At 61.1% G+C, this 19,478-nt stretch carries 19 protein-coding genes; all 19 read right to left on the bottom strand.

Annotated features, from left to right (window positions below; all coding sequences use genetic code 11):
• Window positions 1–20: 20 nt before the first annotated feature.
• The 19 genes from truB to AAFN47_RS20690 all read right to left on the bottom strand — a co-directional run bounded on the left by truB (window position 21) and on the right by AAFN47_RS20690 (window position 19,421).
• Entirely contained in the window at window positions 21–956 is a 936-nt protein-coding gene (gene truB, locus AAFN47_RS20600; protein ID WP_499811140.1) for a tRNA pseudouridine(55) synthase TruB, read from the bottom strand.
• A complete protein-coding gene (gene rbfA / locus AAFN47_RS20605; RefSeq protein WP_499811141.1) occupies window positions 956–1,360 on the bottom strand; it encodes a 30S ribosome-binding factor RbfA in 405 nt (134 codons plus the stop codon). Before rbfA ends, truB begins: the two co-directional genes overlap by 1 nt.
• A 98-nt stretch (window positions 1,361–1,458) precedes the next feature.
• Complete coding sequence (gene infB / locus AAFN47_RS20610) at window positions 1,459–4,050, bottom strand: translation initiation factor IF-2 (protein WP_499811142.1); 2,592 nt, start codon at window positions 4,048–4,050, stop codon at window positions 1,459–1,461.
• Entirely contained in the window at window positions 4,047–4,682 is a 636-nt protein-coding gene (locus AAFN47_RS20615; RefSeq protein ID WP_499811143.1) for an RNA-binding protein, read from the bottom strand. The genes infB and AAFN47_RS20615 overlap by 4 nt, the downstream gene beginning before the upstream one ends.
• A 29-nt stretch (window positions 4,683–4,711) precedes the next feature.
• Window positions 4,712–6,343 carry a transcription termination factor NusA gene (gene nusA, locus AAFN47_RS20620; protein ID WP_499811144.1) on the bottom strand — a complete coding sequence of 544 codons (1,632 nt, stop codon included), beginning with the start codon at window positions 6,341–6,343 and terminating at the stop codon, window positions 4,712–4,714.
• 52 nt (window positions 6,344–6,395) lie between these two features.
• The gene (gene rimP, locus AAFN47_RS20625; RefSeq protein ID WP_499811217.1) at window positions 6,396–6,986 is read right to left on the bottom strand and encodes a ribosome maturation factor RimP; all 591 of its coding nucleotides are present in this window, start codon (window positions 6,984–6,986) and stop codon (window positions 6,396–6,398) included.
• A gap of 156 nt (window positions 6,987–7,142) precedes the next feature.
• Complete coding sequence (trmB, locus tag AAFN47_RS20630) at window positions 7,143–7,835, bottom strand: tRNA (guanine(46)-N(7))-methyltransferase TrmB (protein ID WP_499811145.1); 693 nt, start codon at window positions 7,833–7,835, stop codon at window positions 7,143–7,145.
• Between the two features lie 24 nt (window positions 7,836–7,859).
• A complete protein-coding gene (gene metK / locus AAFN47_RS20635; RefSeq protein ID WP_499811146.1) occupies window positions 7,860–9,101 on the bottom strand; it encodes a methionine adenosyltransferase in 1,242 nt (413 codons plus the stop codon).
• A 281-nt stretch (window positions 9,102–9,382) separates the two neighbouring features.
• On the bottom strand, window positions 9,383–9,799 hold the full coding sequence (locus AAFN47_RS20640; protein ID WP_499811218.1) for a helix-turn-helix domain-containing protein: 417 nt from the start codon (window positions 9,797–9,799) through the stop codon (window positions 9,383–9,385).
• A 163-nt stretch (window positions 9,800–9,962) separates the two neighbouring features.
• Window positions 9,963–11,543: an apolipoprotein N-acyltransferase gene (gene lnt, locus AAFN47_RS20645; protein ID WP_499811147.1), complete on the bottom strand. Its 1,581-nt coding sequence runs from the start codon at window positions 11,541–11,543 to the stop codon at window positions 9,963–9,965.
• Between the two features lie 157 nt (window positions 11,544–11,700).
• Window positions 11,701–12,888 (bottom strand): hemolysin family protein, encoded by a 1,188-nt coding sequence (locus AAFN47_RS20650; RefSeq protein ID WP_499811148.1) that lies wholly within the window; start codon window positions 12,886–12,888, stop codon window positions 11,701–11,703.
• Window positions 12,889–12,894: 6 nt separating this feature from the next.
• Window positions 12,895–13,416, bottom strand: coding sequence for an rRNA maturation RNase YbeY (gene ybeY, locus AAFN47_RS20655; RefSeq protein WP_499811149.1), 522 nt, complete (start codon window positions 13,414–13,416; stop codon window positions 12,895–12,897).
• Entirely contained in the window at window positions 13,413–14,468 is a 1,056-nt protein-coding gene (locus AAFN47_RS20660; RefSeq protein ID WP_499811150.1) for a PhoH family protein, read from the bottom strand. Before AAFN47_RS20660 ends, ybeY begins: the two co-directional genes overlap by 4 nt.
• Before the next feature lie 16 nt (window positions 14,469–14,484).
• The gene (miaB, locus tag AAFN47_RS20665) at window positions 14,485–15,876 is read right to left on the bottom strand and encodes a tRNA (N6-isopentenyl adenosine(37)-C2)-methylthiotransferase MiaB (RefSeq protein ID WP_499811219.1); all 1,392 of its coding nucleotides are present in this window, start codon (window positions 15,874–15,876) and stop codon (window positions 14,485–14,487) included.
• A gap of 141 nt (window positions 15,877–16,017) precedes the next feature.
• Complete coding sequence (gene olsA / locus AAFN47_RS20670; RefSeq protein WP_499811151.1) at window positions 16,018–16,860, bottom strand: lyso-ornithine lipid O-acyltransferase; 843 nt, start codon at window positions 16,858–16,860, stop codon at window positions 16,018–16,020.
• Window positions 16,861–16,891: 31 nt separating this feature from the next.
• A complete protein-coding gene (gene rimI, locus AAFN47_RS20675; protein WP_499811152.1) occupies window positions 16,892–17,389 on the bottom strand; it encodes a ribosomal protein S18-alanine N-acetyltransferase in 498 nt (165 codons plus the stop codon).
• Window positions 17,379–18,068, bottom strand: coding sequence for a tRNA (adenosine(37)-N6)-threonylcarbamoyltransferase complex dimerization subunit type 1 TsaB (gene tsaB, locus AAFN47_RS20680; protein ID WP_499811153.1), 690 nt, complete (start codon window positions 18,066–18,068; stop codon window positions 17,379–17,381). Before tsaB ends, rimI begins: the two co-directional genes overlap by 11 nt.
• 145 nt (window positions 18,069–18,213) lie before the next feature.
• The gene (locus AAFN47_RS20685) at window positions 18,214–18,780 is read right to left on the bottom strand and encodes a NifU family protein (RefSeq protein WP_499811154.1); all 567 of its coding nucleotides are present in this window, start codon (window positions 18,778–18,780) and stop codon (window positions 18,214–18,216) included.
• A 149-nt stretch (window positions 18,781–18,929) separates the two neighbouring features.
• Window positions 18,930–19,421, bottom strand: coding sequence for a universal stress protein (locus AAFN47_RS20690; RefSeq protein WP_499811155.1), 492 nt, complete (start codon window positions 19,419–19,421; stop codon window positions 18,930–18,932).
• Window positions 19,422–19,478 lie beyond the last annotated feature (57 nt).

Here is a 19,478-nt window from a genome sequence, read left to right on the forward strand (position 1 = left end):
AGTGTCCGGCTACGGTTGGCTCAGGTGGCGAAGACCCTTCTCGGGCGGAATTCACCTTCGGCTATTTCACCGATCGCGACAAGTCGTCCGTGGCTGGTCGCATAGGCGGCGTCGGCTGGCAGCGGCGCGTCGCGCCCCCGCAACAGGATGGGATTGCCGCTGAGCAGTCGCTGGGCCTGGCCGTCGCTCACAGCCACTTGCGGCAGCATGCTGAGCGCTTCTCCAGTGTCGATGAGGTAATCGTCAAGGGCGGTCAGGCGCTCCGCGTCGTCTTCGACTTTCTCCAGCGCGATCAGTTCTTCAAGCGGCACCAGATCCTCCTCATCGAATGGCGCCACATAGGTGCGCCGCAGATCGGCGACGTGTCCGAAACACCCGAGATCGCGTCCGAAATCGCGGGCAAGCGATCGCACGTAGGTGCCTTTTCCGCACTCGACCTCGAACACCGCCGAATCGGGCGTGGGAACGGAGACAAGATCGAGACGGAATATCTCGACCTCGCGCGTAGGCATTTCCACAACCTCCCCCTCGCGCGCGAGATCATAAGCGCGGTTTCCGTCAATCTTGATCGCGGAATATTGCGGCGGCGTCTGTTCGATGACTCCCTTGTAACGTGGAAGCAGCGCTTCGATTTCGCTCCGCTCGGGCCTGTCGTCACTGGACCGGACCACACCCCCCTCGCGATCATCCGTCTCGCGCTCTTCGCCCCAGGCGACGGTGAACCGGTAGATCTTGCTTCCGTCCATGACGTAGGGAACGGTTTTCGTGGCGTCGCCAAAGGCGATCGGCAACATGCCGGAAGCCAACGGATCAAGCGTGCCCGCATGGCCGGCCTTCTGGGCCTTGAAGAGCCACTTGACCTTTGAGACCGACTCCGTCGAACCGAAATCGACCGGCTTGTCCAAGATCAGCCAGCCCGATATCGCCCGGCCTTTTTTCTTTCCCCGGCGCCCCATCAGTCGTCGTCCTCTTTTCGGTCGAGATCGCGCGCGACTTCGGGCGAGCGGAGCAACTCATCGATCTTGCGGTAGTTCTCGAAGCTGGTGTCGTCGCGAAAGCGCAGTTCCGGCATGTATTTCATCTGCCTGAGCGCCGGCGTTATCTGCTTGCGAATGTACCTGGCGTTTCGGTTCAGCGCCTCGACGATGGCTGCGTGGTCGGACTGGCCGAGCGGGGTCACATAGGCGGTCGCGATCTTCAGATCCGGGGACATGCTCACCTCGGAAATGGAGATGACTTCGCGTTCGATCAGCGGATCGCGAATTTCTCCGCGCTGAAGCACGGAGGTGACGGCGGCCCTGACCTGTTCGCCAACGCGCAACTGGCGCTGCGACGGGCCAGCGGAAGTAAATCTGGACATGTAACGTACCTTTTCGACATTGGCTCCGGGTTCGGACCGGACGCGAATGGTTCAAATTCGGGCGACCCCGGACGTCCGGGGTCGCGATTTTTCTCAGATCAGAGCGTGCGCGTTATGTGCTCGACCCGGAAACATTCGATGACATCGTCCTGGCGAATATCCTCGTAGTTTTCGAAGGCCATCCCGCATTCCTGTCCGGCGACCACTTCGGCGACTTCGTCCTTGAAGCGCTTGAGCGTCTTCAGGCTGCCCTCGTGGATCACGACGTTGTCACGAATGAGGCGCACGCCCACGCCGCGCTCGACCTTGCCTTCCGTCACGCGGCAACCGGCAACCTTGCCGACCTTGGTGATGTTGAAGACTTCGAGAATCTCCGCGTTGCCCAGGAAGGTCTCGCGCCGTTCCGGCGACAACATGCCCGACATGGCGGACTTCACGTCGTCGACCAGATCGTAGATGATGTTGTAGTAGCGGATTTCGATACCGGCTGCGCTTGCGGCGTCGCGCGCCTGCGCATTGGCGCGGACATTGAAGCCGATCACCGCCGCACTGGACGCTTCCGCCAGCGAGATATCGGACTCCGTGATGCCTCCGGCGCCTGAATGCACGATACGGGCCTGAACCTCGTCTGTTCCAAGCTTTTCGAGCGCTCCGGCGATCGCCTCGATCGAACCCTGCACATCGCCCTTGATGACCAGCGGGATTTCCTTCACACCGGACGCCTGCAACTGCGACATCATCTGTTCCAGCGAACCGCGGGAACCGGCCTGGTGGGCAACCGCCTTTTCACGGGCCTTGCGCTGGCGATATTCGGAGATTTCGCGGGCCCGCGCCTCGTTCTCGACGACCGCAATACGGTCGCCGGCCTGCGGCGTGCCCTGAAGTCCGAGGATCTCGACCGGCATGGCCGGACCGGCTTCCTTGACCTGGTTTCCGTGGTCGTCGACGAGAGCGCGCACACGGCCCCACTCGTCGCCGGCGACGACGATTTCACCGGTATGAAGCGTGCCCGCTTCTATCAGGATGGTCGCAACGGAACCACGGCCGCGATCAAGCTGCGCCTCGATGACCGTGCCTTCCGCCGTACGATCCGGATTGGCTTTCAGATCGAGCAGTTCCGCCTGCAGAAGGATGGCCTCCAGCAATTTGTCCAGATTGGTCTTCTTGGTCGCGGAGACCTCGACGTCGAGCACCTCGCCGCCCATGGACTCGACGAAAACCTCGTGCTGAAGCAGCTCGGTGCGAACCTTGTTGGCGTCCGCTTCCGGCTTGTCGATCTTGTTGATCGCAACGATCATCGGCACGCCGGCCGCCTTGGCGTGATTGATGGACTCGATCGTCTGCGGCATCACGCTGTCGTCGGCCGCCACCACGAGAATGGCGATATCGGTCGCCTGCGCGCCGCGAGCGCGCATCGCAGTAAATGCGGCGTGGCCCGGCGTGTCTATGAAGGTGATTTTCTGACCATCCTGCTCGACCTGGTAAGCGCCGATATGCTGGGTGATGCCGCCAGCTTCGCCGGAAACAACATTGGCATGCCGGATGGCGTCGAGCAACGAGGTCTTGCCGTGGTCGACGTGACCCATGATGGTGACGATCGGCGGGCGCTGTTTCAGGGAAATCGCATCGTCCTCGATGTTGAAGATGCCAACCTCGATATCGGAGTCGGCGACGCGCTTTACGGAATGTCCAAACTCGCCTGCGATCAACTCGGCCAGGTCGGCGTCAATGACGTCGCCGGGTTTCATCATCTGCCCTTCCTTCATCAGGTATTTGATCACATCGACCGAACGCTCCGCCATGCGCTGCGACAGTTCCTGGATGGTGATCGTTTCAGGCAAGGTGACTTCGCGGGAAATCTTCTCGCGCGCTTCCTGTGTATGAGCCCGCTTGAGTTTCTCCTGACGACGACGCATCGCCGAAAGCGAGCGCCCTCTCTGGTTGCCGTCCTCGCTCAGCGCGGCGTTGAGCGTCAGCTTGCCGCGGCGGCGTGAATCGTCGCCGCGCGGACGCGATGGTTTGGGCGTTTCAGGGCGCGCAGGCTTGCCGCGCTGGGCCGGCCTGTGTCCGCGACCTTCCTCTTCGTCATCGCCGCGTTGCTGGCGGGCGGTCTTGTCGGAGGCGCGCGCCGGCGTCGCCGCGGCCGCTTCCACAACCGCCGGTGAATCCGGTTGTGGCTCCGGTTCAGCCGGCGTCTCCGCAACCTCTTCCGTTTGTGGCTGCTTCGCTGCTTCCTCGGCCTGGAGGCGGGCTTCTTCTTCGGCGCGCTGCTTTTCAAGCGCTTCCTGCTCCCGCTGAAGCTTCGCCTGTTCCTCGGCGATCCGGCGCTCCTCGGCGTCGCGCACTTTTGCGTTTTCGAGGGCGCGCTTGCGCGCATCCATCTCGCTGGCCGAAAGTTCGTTCAGCACGACCGATGGCTTGCGCGCGTCCGCGTCTTCCGTCTCGCGCTTCGGCGCAGCCGCCGGCTTGGGGGCGGGGGCTGGCTTGGGCGCCAACCCGGCCGGAGCCGGCGCCGGCTTCTCGTCTTCGGGACGCGAAATACGCCGCTTGCGTGTTTCGACCACGACAGCCTTGGTGCGGCCACGACCCATATCCTGGCGCACAGTTCCGTGCTCGACACCCGATCGCTTCAGGGTCAGGGTCTTCTTGCCGGCGACACTGAGAGTCTTGTCGTCCTTCGTTTCGCTCATTCCGTATCCGTTTCCTTTGCGGGATCACCCGCCATTCGACCGCCTTTCGCAGGATTGCGATAGTGGTCCAATATCTTTGCGCGCTTCACTACACCTTCACCGGCCTGCCCTGCAAGCACCGCAAGGTGAATTAGGTTGCGGTCGCCCGAAATCGGGGTCATTTCTTCCGCAGGCAGCAGCCGGAAGGATAAAATTTCATCGCTTCCCGCAGCGACCGCTGCAAACCGCGCCTGATCAAGCTTGCGCACCCCGTCCGCCGCCGCGTCCACGGCGTGGAAAACAGCGACCGCCTTGCCTGAACGGATCGCCGCGTCGACCTTCGCGCCGCCCATCACAATCTGACCGGCCTTGCGGGCCATGTTGATCATGCCGACAAGCGCCACAACCATCTGCGCCTCGATCGAATCGGCAAGATCAGCCGGCGCCTTCACATCAGCCTTGAGAGCACGGGCGAAAGCCTTTTTTGCGATCGCCTTTTCAATGCACTCGCGGCTGGCCGTAACCCAGCAACCGCGACCCGGCAGCCGACCCTTGAGATCGGCGACCACCGTTCCGTCGGGCGCAGCGACGAAACGGATCATTTGATCCGCAGTCAGGCATTGCCGCGTGACGATGCAGGTCCGGTCGTTCATGCCACAACCTCCGGCCGAGCCGGCAGGGTTCAGGCGGACGCTCCCGCTTCCTGCCCCTCGGCGACGGCCTCGCCTTCGCCTTCCACTTCTTCCGCTTCAGGCTCGGCGAGATCTTCTTCCGTGATCCAGCCAACAGCCAGACGGGCTGCAACGATCATCTGCTCCGCGTCGGCGCGAGAAACATCCATATTGGAGAACGTTCCGTCGAACTTCTTCGTCTCGCCGTCCTTGCGTTCGACCCAGCCGACCAGATCGTCCGCGGCGCACCCAGCAAAGTCGTCCATCGTCTTCATGCCTTCCTCGCCGAGCGCCACGAGCATCGCCGTGGTCATGCCGGGAATGGTTCTCACATCGTCCTCGACGCCCAGTTCGACGCGCTTTTCCTCAAGCTCGGCTTCGAGAGCGTCCAGATATTCACGGGCGCGGCTCTGGATTTCTTCAGCCGTTTCCTCATCGAAACCTTCGATGGAGGCGATTTCGTCCTGATCGACATAGGCGACTTCCTCAACCTGGGAGAAGCCTTCCGACGCCAGAACCTGGCCGACCATCTCGTCGACGTTGAGGGCGTTCATGAATAGTTCGGTGCGGTCGTTGAATTCTTTCTGACGACGTTCCGATTCTTCCTGCTCGGTCAGGATGTCAATATCCCAGCCGGTCAGTTGTGAAGCGAGGCGCACATTCTGACCACGACGTCCGATCGCGAGCGACAGTTGGTCATCAGGCACGACGACCTCGATGCGTTCCGCATCCTCGTCGAGAACCACCTTTGCGACTTCCGCCGGTTGCAACGCGTTAACGATGAACGACGCCGGATCGTAGGACCACGGAATGATGTCGATCTTCTCGCCCTGCAATTCGCCGACGACCGCCTGGACGCGGCTGCCGCGCATGCCGACGCAGGCGCCGACCGGATCGATCGAACTGTCGTTGGAGATCACCGCGATCTTTGCGCGGGAGCCCGGATCGCGGGCGACCGACTTGATCTCGATGATGCCGTCATAGATTTCCGGCACTTCCATGGTGAACAGCTTGACCATGAATTGCGGATGCGTCCGCGACAGGAAAATCTGCGGTCCGCGCTGTTCGCGGCGCACGTCGTAGACAAAGGCGCGAACGCGGTCACCATAGCGGAAGCTTTCACGCGGGATCAGTTCGTCCCTGCGGATGATGGCTTCGCCGCGGCCGAGATCGACGATGACATTGCCGTATTCGACGCGCTTGACCGTGCCATTGATGATTTCGCCAACGCGATCCTTGAATTCCTCGTACTGCCGGTCGCGTTCGGCTTCGCGCACCTTCTGGACGATGACCTGCTTGGCCGACTGTGCGGCGATGCGTCCGAAATCCATCGGCGGAAGCGGCTCGGCGATAAAATCTCCGAACTGGGCGTCCGGATTGCGGTCTCGGGCCAGTTCGATGGCGATCTGCGTGGAATAATCGTCAACCTGTTCGACGACCTCGAGCAGGCGCTGCAGCTTGATCTCACCGGTTTTCGGATTGATGTCGGCGCGGATGTTCGATTCCGAGCCGTAGCGCGAACGCGCCGCCTTCTGTATGGCGTCGGCCATGGCGGTGATGACGATCTCGCGATCGATGGCCTTTTCGCGCGCCACCGCATCGGCGATTTGAAGAAGCTCCAGCCTGTTAGCACTGACTGCCATTTTTGATCTCCGTTACTGTCTCCGATGCGGCTTCGCCGCAATCAGACCGAATTCAATGGGTATCCCCGGTTTCTTGCCGTTTCGCTCGCGCAGCCTTCGCCGCCTTGTCCGCAGCCAGCGCATCCCGGATCAGATCATCAGTCAGGATCAGCCTGGCTTCGGTCAACGCCTCGAACGGGATACGCACGGTCAGGGCTTCGCCATAACCGGGCTGATCACGCTCCAGCGTGAATGCGTCGTCTTCGGCGGCGGCGATACGGCCCTTGAAACGTCTGCGATCCTCAATGGGAACCGACGTCTCGCATTTCATCAGATGGCCCTGCCAGCGGGTGAAATCGGACTGCCTGACCATCGGTCGGTCGATGCCCGGGGACGACACTTCCAGATGATAGGCGCGATCGATCGGATCCTCAACATCCAGCACCGGCGACAGGGCGCGCGACACCGCCTCGCAATCCTCTACGGTCATTGTTCCGTCGTTGCGCTCGGCCATGATCTGAAGCGTCAGGCCATTCTGACCGGACAACCGCACACGCACGAGACGGAAATCGATCGACTGCAGCACCGGCTCGACAATTGCGGCAATACGCGCCTCAACGCCGGTCTCGGTCACCAGACGCGGTTCTTCCGACGCGATTTCCAGTGGCTTGGTCTGTTCGTTCAAACGGCTCTCTCCGACAGATCCCTACAAACAAAAAGAGCGGGTCCGGGGGGGCCCACTCTTGCTCATCATGATCAAGATTTGTCTTCCATATAACGGCGGGAGCGCACAATTGCAAGGGTGTTTCGCCCTCGACCCTCACACGCGGAGGAAGGTGAGATAAGCCGGCGTCCGACCTTCCCTGACGGCCTTTGCCTCGTAGCGCGTGCCCGGCCAGCCCGGATAGGGCCGACGCCAGTCCTGCGCGATTTCGGCCTGCCATGCAAAAGCCGGATGATGGCGGCAATGCAATAGCGTCCAGTTGACATAGGTGTCGATGTCGGAGGCGAAACAGAACACGCCGCCGGGCTTGAGAACGCGCGCAAGCCGGTCGAGGCTTTCCTCGTTCACGAACCTTCGCTTCCAGTGTCGTTTCTTGGGCCATGGATCGGGATAGAGAAGGTCAACGTGATCGATCGATTTTTCAGGCAACCAGTCGAGGAGCAACGCTGCCTCTTCGTCGAACAGACGGACGTTGCGAAGCGGCTCTTCGGCCAGCGCCGCTGCGCATTTCGCCATGCCGTTCACGAAGGGCTCCACGCCGATGAAACCGGTTTCCGGCTGCTCCGCCGCCCGGCGGAGGAAGTGCTCGCCGCCTCCGAAGCCGATTTCCAGGCGCAAGCGATCGACATCGGCGGCGAAAAGGCCAGCCGCGTCCGCTGGGGTTGGGTCGGAAATATCAATCCGGTAGAGCGGCAGTACGTCGTCTACCGCCTGCCGCTGCTTCGGACGCAGGGTCTTGCCCTTGCGACGCCCGAAGAAGGATTTCTGGTTGTCACGCCCGTTGGCCATCAGAACTGATCAGAGCGACGTCCATTAGTCGCGGACGGCTTCCTTGAGCGCTTTGACAAGATCGGTCTTTTCCCACGAGAAAGAGCCGTCGCGACCGCCTTTGCGGCCGAAATGTCCATAAGCCGCGGTCTTTGCGTAGATCGGCCGGTTCAGGTCGAGATGCTTGCGGATGCCGGTCGGCGACAGATCCATCACCGCGCGGATCGCCTGCTCCACCTTCTCGTCGCTAACCTTTCCGGTGCCGTGAAGGTCTACATAGACGGAAAGCGGCTGCGAGACGCCGATCGCATAGGAAAGCTGGATCGTGCACCGCTCGGCAAGTTTCGCGGCGACGACGTTCTTGGCCAGATAGCGCGCGGCATAGGCGGCCGAACGGTCGACCTTGGTCGTGTCCTTGCCGGAAAATGCGCCGCCGCCATGCGGCGCGGCGCCTCCATAGGTGTCCACGATGATCTTGCGGCCGGTCAGGCCGGCGTCGCCGTCCGGGCCGCCAATCACGAATTTTCCGGTCGGATTGATGTACCAGTTGCAGTCGGCGGCGATCGGAAGTCCTTCCAGGGCTTCCCGGATGTAGGGTTCGACGACCGCCCGAACCTTTTTCGAATCCCAGTCCGGCGCGAGGTGCTGGGTCGACAGGACGATCTGCGTGACCTCGGCGGGTTTGCCGTCTTCGTAGCGGACCGTCACCTGGCTCTTGGCGTCCGGGCCGAGCTGACCCGCATCGCCCTCGCCGCTCTTGCGGGCATCGGCCAGGAGCCGCAGGATTTTGTGGGCGTAATAGATCGGCGCCGGCATCAGGTCCGGCGTCTCGTTGCAGGCGTAGCCGAACATGATTCCCTGGTCGCCGGCGCCCTCATGACCCTGCATGTCGGAGGCGTTGTCGACGCCCTGAGCGATGTCGGCGGACTGGGTGTGCAGCAGCACGTCGATCTTGGCGGTCTTCCAGTGGAAGCCGTCCTGTTCATAGCCGATGTCGCGGATCGCGCGGCGCGCGGCGGAGCGAAAACGCGACGGATTGATGACCTCGCAGCCATTCTTGTCCGTCTTTATCAGCGATGGCGGAACACGGACTTCGCCAGCGATGACGACGCGATTGGTGGTCGCCAGGGTCTCGGCGGCGATGCGGACGTTCCACGGATCAACACCCGTTTTGCGGGCTTCCCTGTATATCAGATCGACGATCTCGTCGGAAATCCGGTCGCAGACCTTGTCGGGATGCCCTTCGGACACCGATTCACTCGTGAAGAAATAATTGTTGCGAGACATATCCTACCCCAGCGGAGAGGCAGTGTGGCGAAATTGACGTTCACAGGAAAGCCAGATCCGCAAACCACCCCGGACTCATTATCTTGACCGTGTCCGTTTCAGGACACGCGCTGGCAGTGGTGTTAGTGAAGAAGGCGCTCAAAAACAAGCGCAGAACGACATAAATATATCTTGATATGATGTTTTTCGCAGACTGTGGCGACGAAGCGCGAAACAAAAATGACAGCCCCGAGAGGCCGCCATTTTGCTAAATGCGATTTCTTGGGAGGAAATCTGTCTGGTCAGTCGGCTTCCGCCGCGGCGAGCGACTTTACGAGATCGACGATCTTGCGGCGGACCTTGGGATCCTCGATCTTGACGAACGCACGGTTGAGCTGAAGACCCTCCGAAGAGGACAGAAAATCGACAACGTAGTTGGAGCTGGATGCTTCCGAGCTGCCGCCACGTCCGGTCGACGGATCGCCCGGCGCGTCTTCAAAGAAGAAAGACACCGGAACGTTAAGTATAGAGGAAATATTCTGCAGACGGCTGGCGCCGACCCTGTTTGTTCCTTTTTCATACTTCTGGATCTGCTGGAACGTGATGCCAAGCGCTTCTCCGAGCTTTTCCTGGCTCATTCCGAGCATCGTCCGTCTGAGACGGATGCGACTGCCGACGTGGATGTCGATAGGATTGGGCTTTTTCTTGTTTACGATCATATTCATTTCAAGTTTTCCCGCGGGTACTAAACAAATCCCGCCGTTTGATTGACGATTTAGATGCCGTCTGCCAGATTCCCTCGCCCCTAAAACGAACCTTAAACAACACAAACATCAAGCGTAGGTGTAGTACTGCCGAATATGCAATTTTGGAACTTTGTCGTCAATTGCTGCGCGAGAGAAAACCAAAACGACAACTGAACGCCCACGCCAAAAATACTGCAAGTATCACCAAAAATAGCAAAGACCTACCTATACTACCCACAATTAAATGGCGTTTGTACGGAATATTTAAATCTACAGATGCAATCACGTTTTGTAAAAGCCCATCTAATACTTGGCCACGTGCATTAATTCCTGCAGAAATTCCGTTGTTTGCTGCACGAATCATTGGCAGGCCGGTTTCGACCGCTCGCACTTGCGCCTGTCGGAAATGCTGCCAGGGGCCGGGCGTTACACCATACCAGGCGTCGTTTGTGACGTTGACGATAAAGTCTGCCGCCGGGCCTGCTGCGTCAACGCCGTCCGGAAAGATCACCTCGTAACAAATCAGCGGAAGAAAGTGGCGACCATCGGGCAACGGCACTGTGGCGCGACTGCTTGCCGCGCTGAAGGCGCCCGGCATGGTGGCGATGGCCTGAAGGCCCATACTTTCCATCAAATCCTGAAACGGCAGGTACTCGCCAAAGGGAACAAGGTGGACTTTGTCGGCCGCGGCCACGATTTCGCCTGCATCGTCGATGACGAGAATGGAATTGTAGTAGCGCGTCGCGCCGCCGCTGTTTTCTTCCCTGACCGCGCCCGTCAGAAGCACCTGCCCCTCCTGGAGCATGTCGGCGATGCGGCCGAGCGCATCGGGATTTTCGGTCAGGAGGAAAGGCACTGCCGTTTCCGGCCAGACAATCATCCCCGGACGCGCCTGGCTTTCCGCATCTGCGCTGCTCAGGCGCAGAAGTTTACTGAATATCTCCTCGCGCACTTCGACATCCCATTTGCTGGATTGCGGGACGGAAGGCTGAACTATGCGCACGACCGCGCCGGTGTGCGCGTCATCGACCGGTTGCGCGAGCGACCAGAAGCCGAAACCGACATGGGCGGCGACAAGCAGCGCTGCAACGAGCAAAGCGGCGCGCAGGCCGTCGCGCGTGACAAGCAACGCAGGAACGCTCGCGACAAAAACCGTGAGCGCCGACACGCCGTAGATCCCGACAATCATGCTGGACTGCATCAACAGCGGCGTGGGCATCGCGCCATAGCCGATCGCGTTCCAGGGAAACCCGGTGAATACGAAGCCGCGCAGCCATTCGGCCAGACCGAAAGCAAACGCCAGGGCGGCGAGACGCCCCGCGCCGTCGCACCACATGGCGCGGGCGAGCGCGGCCGCCAGCCCGTAGAACACGGCGAGCATGGCGGGAAGTCCGAAAACAGCCAGGGGCAACACCCAGACGAAGGCGTATCCTTCTGCAAACAACGCGTTGGCGAGCCACCACAGACCGGCGACGAAATATCCGAAACCGAACCACCATCCGGTCCAGAACGCCGGAGCCAGACGACGCAGGAAGCCTGCGTCGGGATTGCCCGTTGCGCCATCCAGCAGCCAGACGAGAACGGGGAACGAGATGAACAGGACTGCGAAGAAATCGAAGGGGGCCAGCGCCAACACCGCCAGCGCGCCGGCGCCGAATGCAAGCGCCCACCGGCTTGCGCCCCAACTCAGCGTAACCTTTCCGGCAAGTCGCTCCATCGCTTCCCCGTTACAGGCGGACCAACTGGCCGCGCCGGCGTGACGCACCAAATCGACCGACCCGCATTGCTGCGCGCCGAACGCGCGAATCAACTGATTCGGACTGCGATGATGATGTAGAACAATTCCCGCCGGCGCAAAACTGCGGCGAAGAAGGCTACCGGCTCAATTCGCTTTCCTGCGCCTCGGCCGGATGCTCGACCTGTTGCGGCCGGGCAGGATCGTTGGAGTTGTCTGCCTCTACCTTGACGGGAACCGGTCTGCGGCGGCGCTCCGCCACCCTTTGCCTGACGATGCGCACGCGGCGAATGCGGCGCGGATCGGCTTCAAGCACGTGGAACTCGAACTGCGGCAGCGCCTTGACGACTTCGCCGCGCGCCGGAATGCGCCCGAGGATGGAGAAGATCAACCCGCCCAGCGTGTCGACTTCCTCTCCCTTGTCGCCAATGTCGAAATCGCCGCCGATCACGTCCGCAATATCGTCGAGTTCCGCCTTGGCGTCGGCGATAAACACATCTTCGGACTGCCGCGAAATCATTTCGGCCTCGTCGTCATGCTCGTCCTCGATGTCGCCGACGACGGTTTCCACAATGTCTTCCAGCGAAACGAGACCGTCGGTCCCGCCATATTCGTCGATAACCAGCGCCATCTGCGTCCGCGTGGCCTGCATCTTCTGCATCAGGTCCGAGGCAAGCATGGACGGGGGCACGAACAGGACGTCGCGGACAAGGCCGGCCTCGTGAACCGTCTTGTTGAGATCGACCCGGGCGAGATCGAATTTTTCGACCTTGCGCGGCCGCTCGCGGGTGCTTGTCGCGCCGCCATTGTCCGCCTTCGCTGCGGTTGTGTTCTTGGCGGTGGAACGTCGCCGCCCGCGCGCCTGTTTGGTGATATGGGCGAGAAAATCGCGAATGTGGACCATGCCGCGGGGATCGTCTAGCGAATCACCGTAGACCGGCATGCGCGAGTGACCCGACTCCTCAAAGATTTCAAGCAGTTCGCCAAGCTTCACCGATTGATCGACCGAACGGATATCGGCGCGCGGCACCATCACGTCCTCGACGCGCAGCACGCGAAGCTTCAGAATATTGTCGAGCATCGCGCGCTCTTCCGGACGGAAGGTCGCGCCGCCGCCCCTTGCGCCAAGGGCTTCGTTCAGTTCCTCATCGGGGTGCTGCGACACGCCGCCTGTAATCAGCCGGACAAGACGGCTCCAGAGGGAGGGCTGCAACTGAGGTTTCAGGTTTAGCGGTACGAGCGCCCGACTACTCCCCGGCTCGTCGCCGGATCCATCGCCCGTTTCGGCGGCTACGGAAGGAGCGGCCGTCGTTTTATTCTGGTTCATCTATCCTCAAACCGGATCGGTGTCCTCATAGGGGTCAGATAGGTTGAGTTTCGCCAAAATGCGAGTCTCGAGATTTTCCATCACACGCGCTTGCCCGTCATGTATGTGATCATACCCTAGCAGATGAAGCAGTCCATGCACCAGCAAATGCGTCAGATGGTTATCAAAAGGGATCTCCAGGCTTTCCGCCTCGCGCGCGATCGTCTCGTACGCCAGAACGATATCGCCCAGGAACACGCCCGGAATATGGCCGGGTTCGAGCGGCGCGGACGGAAACGACAGAACGTTGGTCGGCGTATCCTTCGAGCGCCAGCGGCCATTGATGAGCCGCATCTCCTCGTCCTCGGTAAAAAGCATCGACACCTCCGTCCCGTATTCTGGAAACGGCTGGCCATGCTCAGCCAGATAGTCCGCGGCGCTGCCAAGCACGCGCTCGCACATCGCCGACAGGACGCCTTCCGGCTCCCATTGCCCGCCTTCGACCGAAAGTTCAATCAGGAGTTTCCTCGATTGCGCGGGCGAGTTCATTCGGTGTCCGGCTTGCCGCTTTCATCGACCATGCGCTGCTCCGAATCGTAAGCAGCCACGATGCGCGCGACCAGCGGATGGCGGACAACGTCGGTTTCGGTGAAGCGCACGGTGACGACGCCTTCGACGCCGCGAAGGATGTGCAGCGCCTCGACAAGACCGGAGCGCTGACCGCGCGGCAGGTCGATCTGGCTCGGATCTCCGGTGACGATCATCCGGGCGTTTTCGCCGAGCCGGGTCAGGAACATCTTCATCTGCATCGAAGTAGTGTTCTGCGCCTCGTCGAGTATCACCGCGGCATTGGCGAGCGTGCGCCCGCGCATGAAGGCAAGCGGCGCAATCTCGATAACGCCGGCGGTGATCGCCCGTTCGACCTTGTCGCCGGGCATCATGTCGTAAAGCGCGTCGTAGAGCGGCCGCAGATAGGGATCGACCTTCTCCTTCATGTCGCCGGGCAGATAGCCGAGCCGTTCGCCGGCCTCGACCGCCGGGCGCGACAGGATGATCTTCTCGATCGCGCCGCGCTCCAGAAGCTGCGCCGCGTGGGCGACGGCGAGATAGGTCTTGCCAGTGCCCGCAGGCCCGACGCCAAAGACCAGTTCCGCGCGATCCATGGCGCGGATATAGGCGTCCTGGGTCGGCGTGCGGGCGGCGATCGTCTTCTTGCGGGTGGCTATCTGGGCAAAGGACATGCGGCCCTTGCGCTCCATGGTCGGCAAGGTCAGCTGGTCGTCGGCGGCGACCGACATGCGGATCGCGCCCTCGACGTCGGAGGAATGAACCTCGGCGCCTTCCTGCAGCCTTTCATAGAGATAGTCGAGTGCGCGGCGCGCCTGGTTCGTCGCATCCTCGGCGCCGTGCAGTGACACCTGGTTGCCGCGAGCCCGCGCATCGACGCCCAGCTTCTGCTCGATCAGCGCAAGGTTCTGGTCGAACTGGCCGAAAAGTTCCGTGGCGAGACGATTGTTCTCGAAAGTCAGGACTATGTGGGTGGCGTCTGAAGCGCCGGCGGGATTTCTGTTCGGTCTGCTGCTCGTTTGGCTCGTGCTCAACAGCGGGCTCCTGGCCTCAAATCCGGTCGGCAAACAGCGAGTTTGCCCCGGTCCGGGTGATTCTCACCCTGATAATGTCACCTATTTGCGACGACATTGCATCAACAATTACCGGCTGCAGCCATGGAGACCGGCCGACGAGTTGTCCGGGCAGCCTGCCGGGCTTTTCGAGCAGCAGGTCGATATCGCGGCCGACGCAGGATTCGGCGAATTCCGACTGATGCCGCGACAGGAGCGCCTGAAGTCGTTGCAAGCGTTCCGATTTGACTTCTTCCGCAACATGGTCGGTGCGTTCAGCGCCGGGCGTGCCCGGTCGGGGCGAATATTTGAAAGAGAAGGCCTGCGCGTAACGAACCTTCTCGACAAGCGCTAGCGTGTCTTCGAAATCGGCTTCGGTTTCACCGGGAAACCCGACGATGAAATCCCCCGAAAGGGCAAGATCGGGCTGCGCGGCGCGGATGCGGTCGATCAGAGCGAGATAGTCGTCGGCGGTGTGACGGCGGTTCATCGCCTTCAGGATCCGGTCGGAACCGGCCTGCACCGGAAGATGCAGATAGGGCATCAGCTTGTCGAGATCGCGATGCGCCTCTATGAGCGCGTCATCCATGTCGCGCGGGTGGCTGGTCGTGTAGCGCAGACGCGCCAGACCTTCGACGCCCGCAAGGTGGCGAAGCAGTTCTCCGAGACCCCATTCGCGGCCGTCTTCGCCTTCGCCGTGCCAGGCGTTGACGTTCTGGCCAAGCAGCGTGATTTCCCTGACCCCGCCGGCCACGAGCTTGCGCGCCTCGGAAACGATCTGCGAGACCGGCCGCGACACTTCCGAGCCGCGCGTATAGGGAACGACGCAGAAGGTGCAGAACTTGTCGCACCCCTCCTGAACGGTGAGGAAGGCCGTGACGCCGCGCGCGGCGATCGCCTTTTTCTCGGGCTCCGGCAGGTTTTCGAACTTGTCCTCGATCGTGTAATCGGTCTCGACGACCTTCTCGCCGTCGCGCACTCTGGCGATCGCATCTGGCAGACGATGATAGGTCTGCGGCCCGATAACCAGATCGACGATCGGGGCGCGGCGCAGGATCTCTTCGCCTTCGGCCTGAGCGACGCAACCGGCGACGCCGATCAACATTTCCCGACCCTGGCCCGCGCGTTCCTCCTTGAGGCGGCGAATGCGACCCAGTTCGGAATAGACCTTCTCGGCCGCCTTTTCGCGAATATGACAGGTATTCAGCAGCAACAGGTCGGCGTCTTCCGGACTGTCCGTGCGCTCATATCCCTCGCGCCCAAGCGCATCGGCCATGCGCTGGGAGTCATAGGCGTTCATCTGGCAGCCATAGGTCTTGACGAAAACCTTGCGGGTATTGTTTTCCGCGGTTTTCGTTGACGTCTCTTCTGTAAGGGCTTCCACCTGCATGCTCGCTTCTACCGACTTCGCGAATCTGATGTCCTGATCCGCGCCCTTTCTAGCATCTTCGGGGATTTCGGGCACGCAATTGCGGCTCTGGGGCGAAGAGTCAAGGAAAATCCGGCGTTTCAACGCCTCGCCCATGCCAAATCACGCCAATTCCCTGCCCGCTTCGTAACCGTAGAGCTGCTTCTGCAGCATTCTGCGCACCTGCTGTTCGGCGCTGCGACTGACGAGCTTGCGATTGGTTGAACTGTCGAAGATCACGGTTTCGCCGAAACAGACGTGAACATCGACGCTGCCTTCCTTCAGAATGGCGAACAGATGCGGCGGCAGTTCGACGTCGCCAGGCCAGGCGGCCATCGGCCTGCCGTAGCGGCCGAGCGGCAGTCCGTTGGCGTGAGTATAGGCAAGAGCGACAGGCTGGATTGCGACGCGGCCTTCCGGCGAGGCGTCGAGCGCCGACGCGGCTGCGCCGAAAAGCGAACTCTTGAACGGCAACACCCGATTACCGTCCGACGTCGTGCCTTCCGCGAAGAGCACGACGATTTCACCGTCGGCAAGGCGACGACCGACCTCGGAAACCTGATTGCCCGTATCGCGGCGGCGCTCCCGTTCGACGAAGACGGTCCTTTGCCAGATAGCCAGCCAGCCGAAGACCGGCCAGCGCTTGACCTCGGACTTGGCGATGAAGACGACATCGGCCACGGCGGCAAGCACGATGATATCCATCCACGAACTGTGATTGGCGACAATCAGCACCGGGCGCCGCTTTTCAAGCTGTCCATGACGGATGATCCTGAGGCCGAGAACCCGGCGCGCGATCCTGTGCCAGTAGCGCGGCAAATACCAGGACAGTTTCCAGCCGAAACGGTTGCCAATCAGTTGAACCGGCAACAACACGATCGTCGCCAGAACGACCAGCGCAAGACCCGTAACGATGCGGATCCATGTTATCATCGGCGGCGTTTCGCGATCATGCGAGAAAACCATGTGTGCGGAATATCAAAGGCATTATCGGCCTTTATCCAAGATCGAGGCGCATGACAAGCGCCGCGCTTTTTGCAGCGTTCCTGTCACCATAATAGCGGTCGCGCCGCGCCACTTCGCAAAATCCCAGCTTGCGATAGAGCGCGATCGCCGCGGCGTTGGTTTCGTCGACTTCGAGAAACAGGACGTCCGCTCCCTCGGCGCGCAGATGTCGGATCACGGCCCCCATCAGCCGCCAACCCATACCGTGGCGTCGCCCATCCGGCGCAACCGCGATCGTCAGGATCTCCGCTTCGCCGGCGACGCTTTGCGCCAGCACGAAGCCCATGGCGGCCCCCGCTTCCTTGCCGCCTTCCGGGTGCGCAATGAAGCCGAAGACCGTCGACTTGTTCATGAGCGTATTGATTTCCCCGTCGCTCCAGGGGCGCGTGAAACCCGTGGCGTGGAGCCGCGCCGCTTCCTGGCAGTCCTGAGATGTCATGGCGGCGATATCGAATTCGACCTGCCGCCGGAACGAAAACCTATGTCTCATGCCTTGTCATACGCCTTGCAACTGCAAATCCCTGCTGCGGCTTGGCATCGGGAGATCTCAAATAGAGCGGACCTGGCGGAGCCGCTTCTGGCGCGCGCTGTACGCCAAGCCTGGCGATAGTTTCAATGTCCGGCGCCGCGACCGTCTTTGCAATGGTCAGGCCGGACATGTCGAATCCCGGCTGTCCGGCTATGATTTCGGCGCCCGAGCCGACAAGGACCGCGCTATTGTCGACCGCGAGAGCCATCGCCTCCTCGGGAGGCATGGCGCGAGCCTCCGACGGTTTACCTCCCGATGGAAACATCTGGGCGTAAACTTCACCGCGTCTTGCATCGAGCACGGCGAGAACAGCGCGTTCGTCCTCCACTTCGGCGGCGAGCGCCTCGAGGGTGGTGACGCCGACGAGAGGCAAGTCGAGCGACAAAGCCACTCCGCGCATGGTCGCAACGCCCACGCGGATCCCGGTAAAGGAACCGGGTCCGACGCAAACACACAAACGGTCGACGGATTCATAATCCAGGCTTGCTTGATCAAGCGCCTTTTCGATGACGACGATCAGCCTTTCGGCGTGACCCCGGCCAATGTCTTCGACCGCGCGCCCGGCCACGCGTCGCGTTTGCGAATCGTAAAGGCAGGCGGCACAGAGATGCGCGGCGGTGTCGACGGCGAGCAGTTTCATCGGATGTCCGGTTTCCGACAGTTGAAAACGCGCAGCTTATAGAACCGCGGCCGCGAAGAGAAAAGGCCTGGTTGATGGCGAGATCCAGAAGACCGGCAAGTGTCCCTCCGTCAAACCGGAATTCAACCCGAGGTCAGGCTGGATCTCAGACCGCTTCGACTTCCTGCACTTCGGGAACGAAATGGCGCAGCAGGTTCTGAATGCCGTGCTTGAGAGTAGCCGTCGAAGAAGGACATCCGGCGCAGGCGCCCTTCATGTTGAGAAAGACTCTGCCGTCGCGATACCCCTTGAAGGTGATGTCGCCGCCGTCCTGGGCAACGGCCGGCCGAACACGGGTTTCGAGCAATTCCTTGATGGTCGCGACGATCGGCTCGTCTTCCGCATCGAAGAATTCTCCATCGGCGCCGGCTTCGTCGGTGGAAGCGTTGCTGGCCAACAGCGGATCGCCGGACATGTAGTGTTCCATGATCGTGCCGAGTATAGCCGGCTTGAGGTGCTGCCATTCGGCGTCGTCCTTGGTAACGGTTATGAAGTCATAGCCGTAGAAAACGCCGGTGACGCCCGGAATCGAGAACAGTTTTGCGGCAAGCGGCGATGCTTCCGCAGCCGCGTCGGCATCCCGGAAATCGGCTGTACCGTCCTCCAGGACGACCTTGCCCGGCAGAAACTTGAGCGTCGCCGGATTGGGGGTTGCTTCTGTCTGAATGAACATGCTTCGTCTCCGGGCGGAATTTCCGCTTTTTTGGAATTATTCCAGATTATAGGCTTCGGACAATGCGTCTTCAAGACGTCGAGGCCTCTCTTGGCGTCTATATAGAGTTCAGCACTCAGGATTGAAACAGCCGTCGGAATTTCGAAGTATCAGCAGAGCGCCTCGATATCCTCGTCTCCCAGGCTCGCCGGAATGACAGTGACGGGAATCGGAAACGCCGCGCCGCGGCCGGCTATTGTCGAGACCAGCGGTCCGGGGCCTTCCTTGGCTAACCCCGCAGCAAGAACCAGAATGGCGATATCCTGGTCCTCCTCGATAAGGGAGTGGATCTCTTCGGCTGTATCGCCTTCGCGAATTTGGGTTTCCGGCTCGATGCCGACGCGCTCGCGAACCATGGCTGCGAATTTGGCGACCGCGGTTTCGGCTTCCTCGTGGGCTTCTGCCTTCATGATCTCCTCGACGCCGAGCCAGTGCTGGAAATCTCCCGGCTCGATCACATAGATCAGGACAAGCGTGCCGTTGGTCCGTTTCGCCCTGTTGGCCGCATAATAGACGGCGCGCTCGCATTCAGGCGTCTCGTCGATAACGGCAAGAAACTTGCGTTTGTGGCCTTCGACCCTGGAAAGTCTTTTCGAAACCATGAACGGACTCTGCCATTTCCCCGGACGTCGACAACCGCGACAAGTGAATCATAGCGG

This window comes from Hoeflea sp. CAU 1731 (assembly GCF_039888615.1).
In the GTDB taxonomy this organism is placed as follows: Bacteria; Pseudomonadota; Alphaproteobacteria; order Rhizobiales; family Rhizobiaceae; genus Flavimaribacter.

Excerpts from the sequence above, each read along its gene's own strand:
- truB (WP_499811140.1), bottom strand. The coding sequence starts at position 956 with ATGGGGCGCCGGGGAAAGAAAAAAGGCCGGGCGATATCGGGCTGGCTG.
- rbfA (WP_499811141.1), bottom strand. The coding sequence starts at position 1,360 with ATGTCCAGATTTACTTCCGCTGGCCCGTCGCAGCGCCAGTTGCGCGTT.
- infB (WP_499811142.1), bottom strand. The coding sequence starts at position 4,050 with ATGAGCGAAACGAAGGACGACAAGACTCTCAGTGTCGCCGGCAAGAAG.
- AAFN47_RS20615 (WP_499811143.1), bottom strand. The coding sequence starts at position 4,682 with ATGAACGACCGGACCTGCATCGTCACGCGGCAATGCCTGACTGCGGAT.
- nusA (WP_499811144.1), bottom strand. The coding sequence starts at position 6,343 with ATGGCAGTCAGTGCTAACAGGCTGGAGCTTCTTCAAATCGCCGATGCG.
- trmB (WP_499811145.1), bottom strand. The coding sequence starts at position 7,835 with ATGGCCAACGGGCGTGACAACCAGAAATCCTTCTTCGGGCGTCGCAAG.
- metK (WP_499811146.1), bottom strand. The coding sequence starts at position 9,101 with ATGTCTCGCAACAATTATTTCTTCACGAGTGAATCGGTGTCCGAAGGG.
- AAFN47_RS20640 (WP_499811218.1), bottom strand. The coding sequence starts at position 9,799 with ATGATCGTAAACAAGAAAAAGCCCAATCCTATCGACATCCACGTCGGC.
- lnt (WP_499811147.1), bottom strand. The coding sequence starts at position 11,543 with ATGGAGCGACTTGCCGGAAAGGTTACGCTGAGTTGGGGCGCAAGCCGG.
- AAFN47_RS20650 (WP_499811148.1), bottom strand. The coding sequence starts at position 12,888 with ATGAACCAGAATAAAACGACGGCCGCTCCTTCCGTAGCCGCCGAAACG.
- ybeY (WP_499811149.1), bottom strand. The coding sequence starts at position 13,416 with ATGAACTCGCCCGCGCAATCGAGGAAACTCCTGATTGAACTTTCGGTC.
- miaB (WP_499811219.1), bottom strand. The coding sequence starts at position 15,876 with ATGCAGGTGGAAGCCCTTACAGAAGAGACGTCAACGAAAACCGCGGAA.
- olsA (WP_499811151.1), bottom strand. The coding sequence starts at position 16,860 with ATGGTTTTCTCGCATGATCGCGAAACGCCGCCGATGATAACATGGATC.
- rimI (WP_499811152.1), bottom strand. The coding sequence starts at position 17,389 with ATGAGACATAGGTTTTCGTTCCGGCGGCAGGTCGAATTCGATATCGCC.
- tsaB (WP_499811153.1), bottom strand. The coding sequence starts at position 18,068 with ATGAAACTGCTCGCCGTCGACACCGCCGCGCATCTCTGTGCCGCCTGC.
- AAFN47_RS20685 (WP_499811154.1), bottom strand. The coding sequence starts at position 18,780 with ATGTTCATTCAGACAGAAGCAACCCCCAATCCGGCGACGCTCAAGTTT.
- AAFN47_RS20690 (WP_499811155.1), bottom strand. The coding sequence starts at position 19,421 with ATGGTTTCGAAAAGACTTTCCAGGGTCGAAGGCCACAAACGCAAGTTT.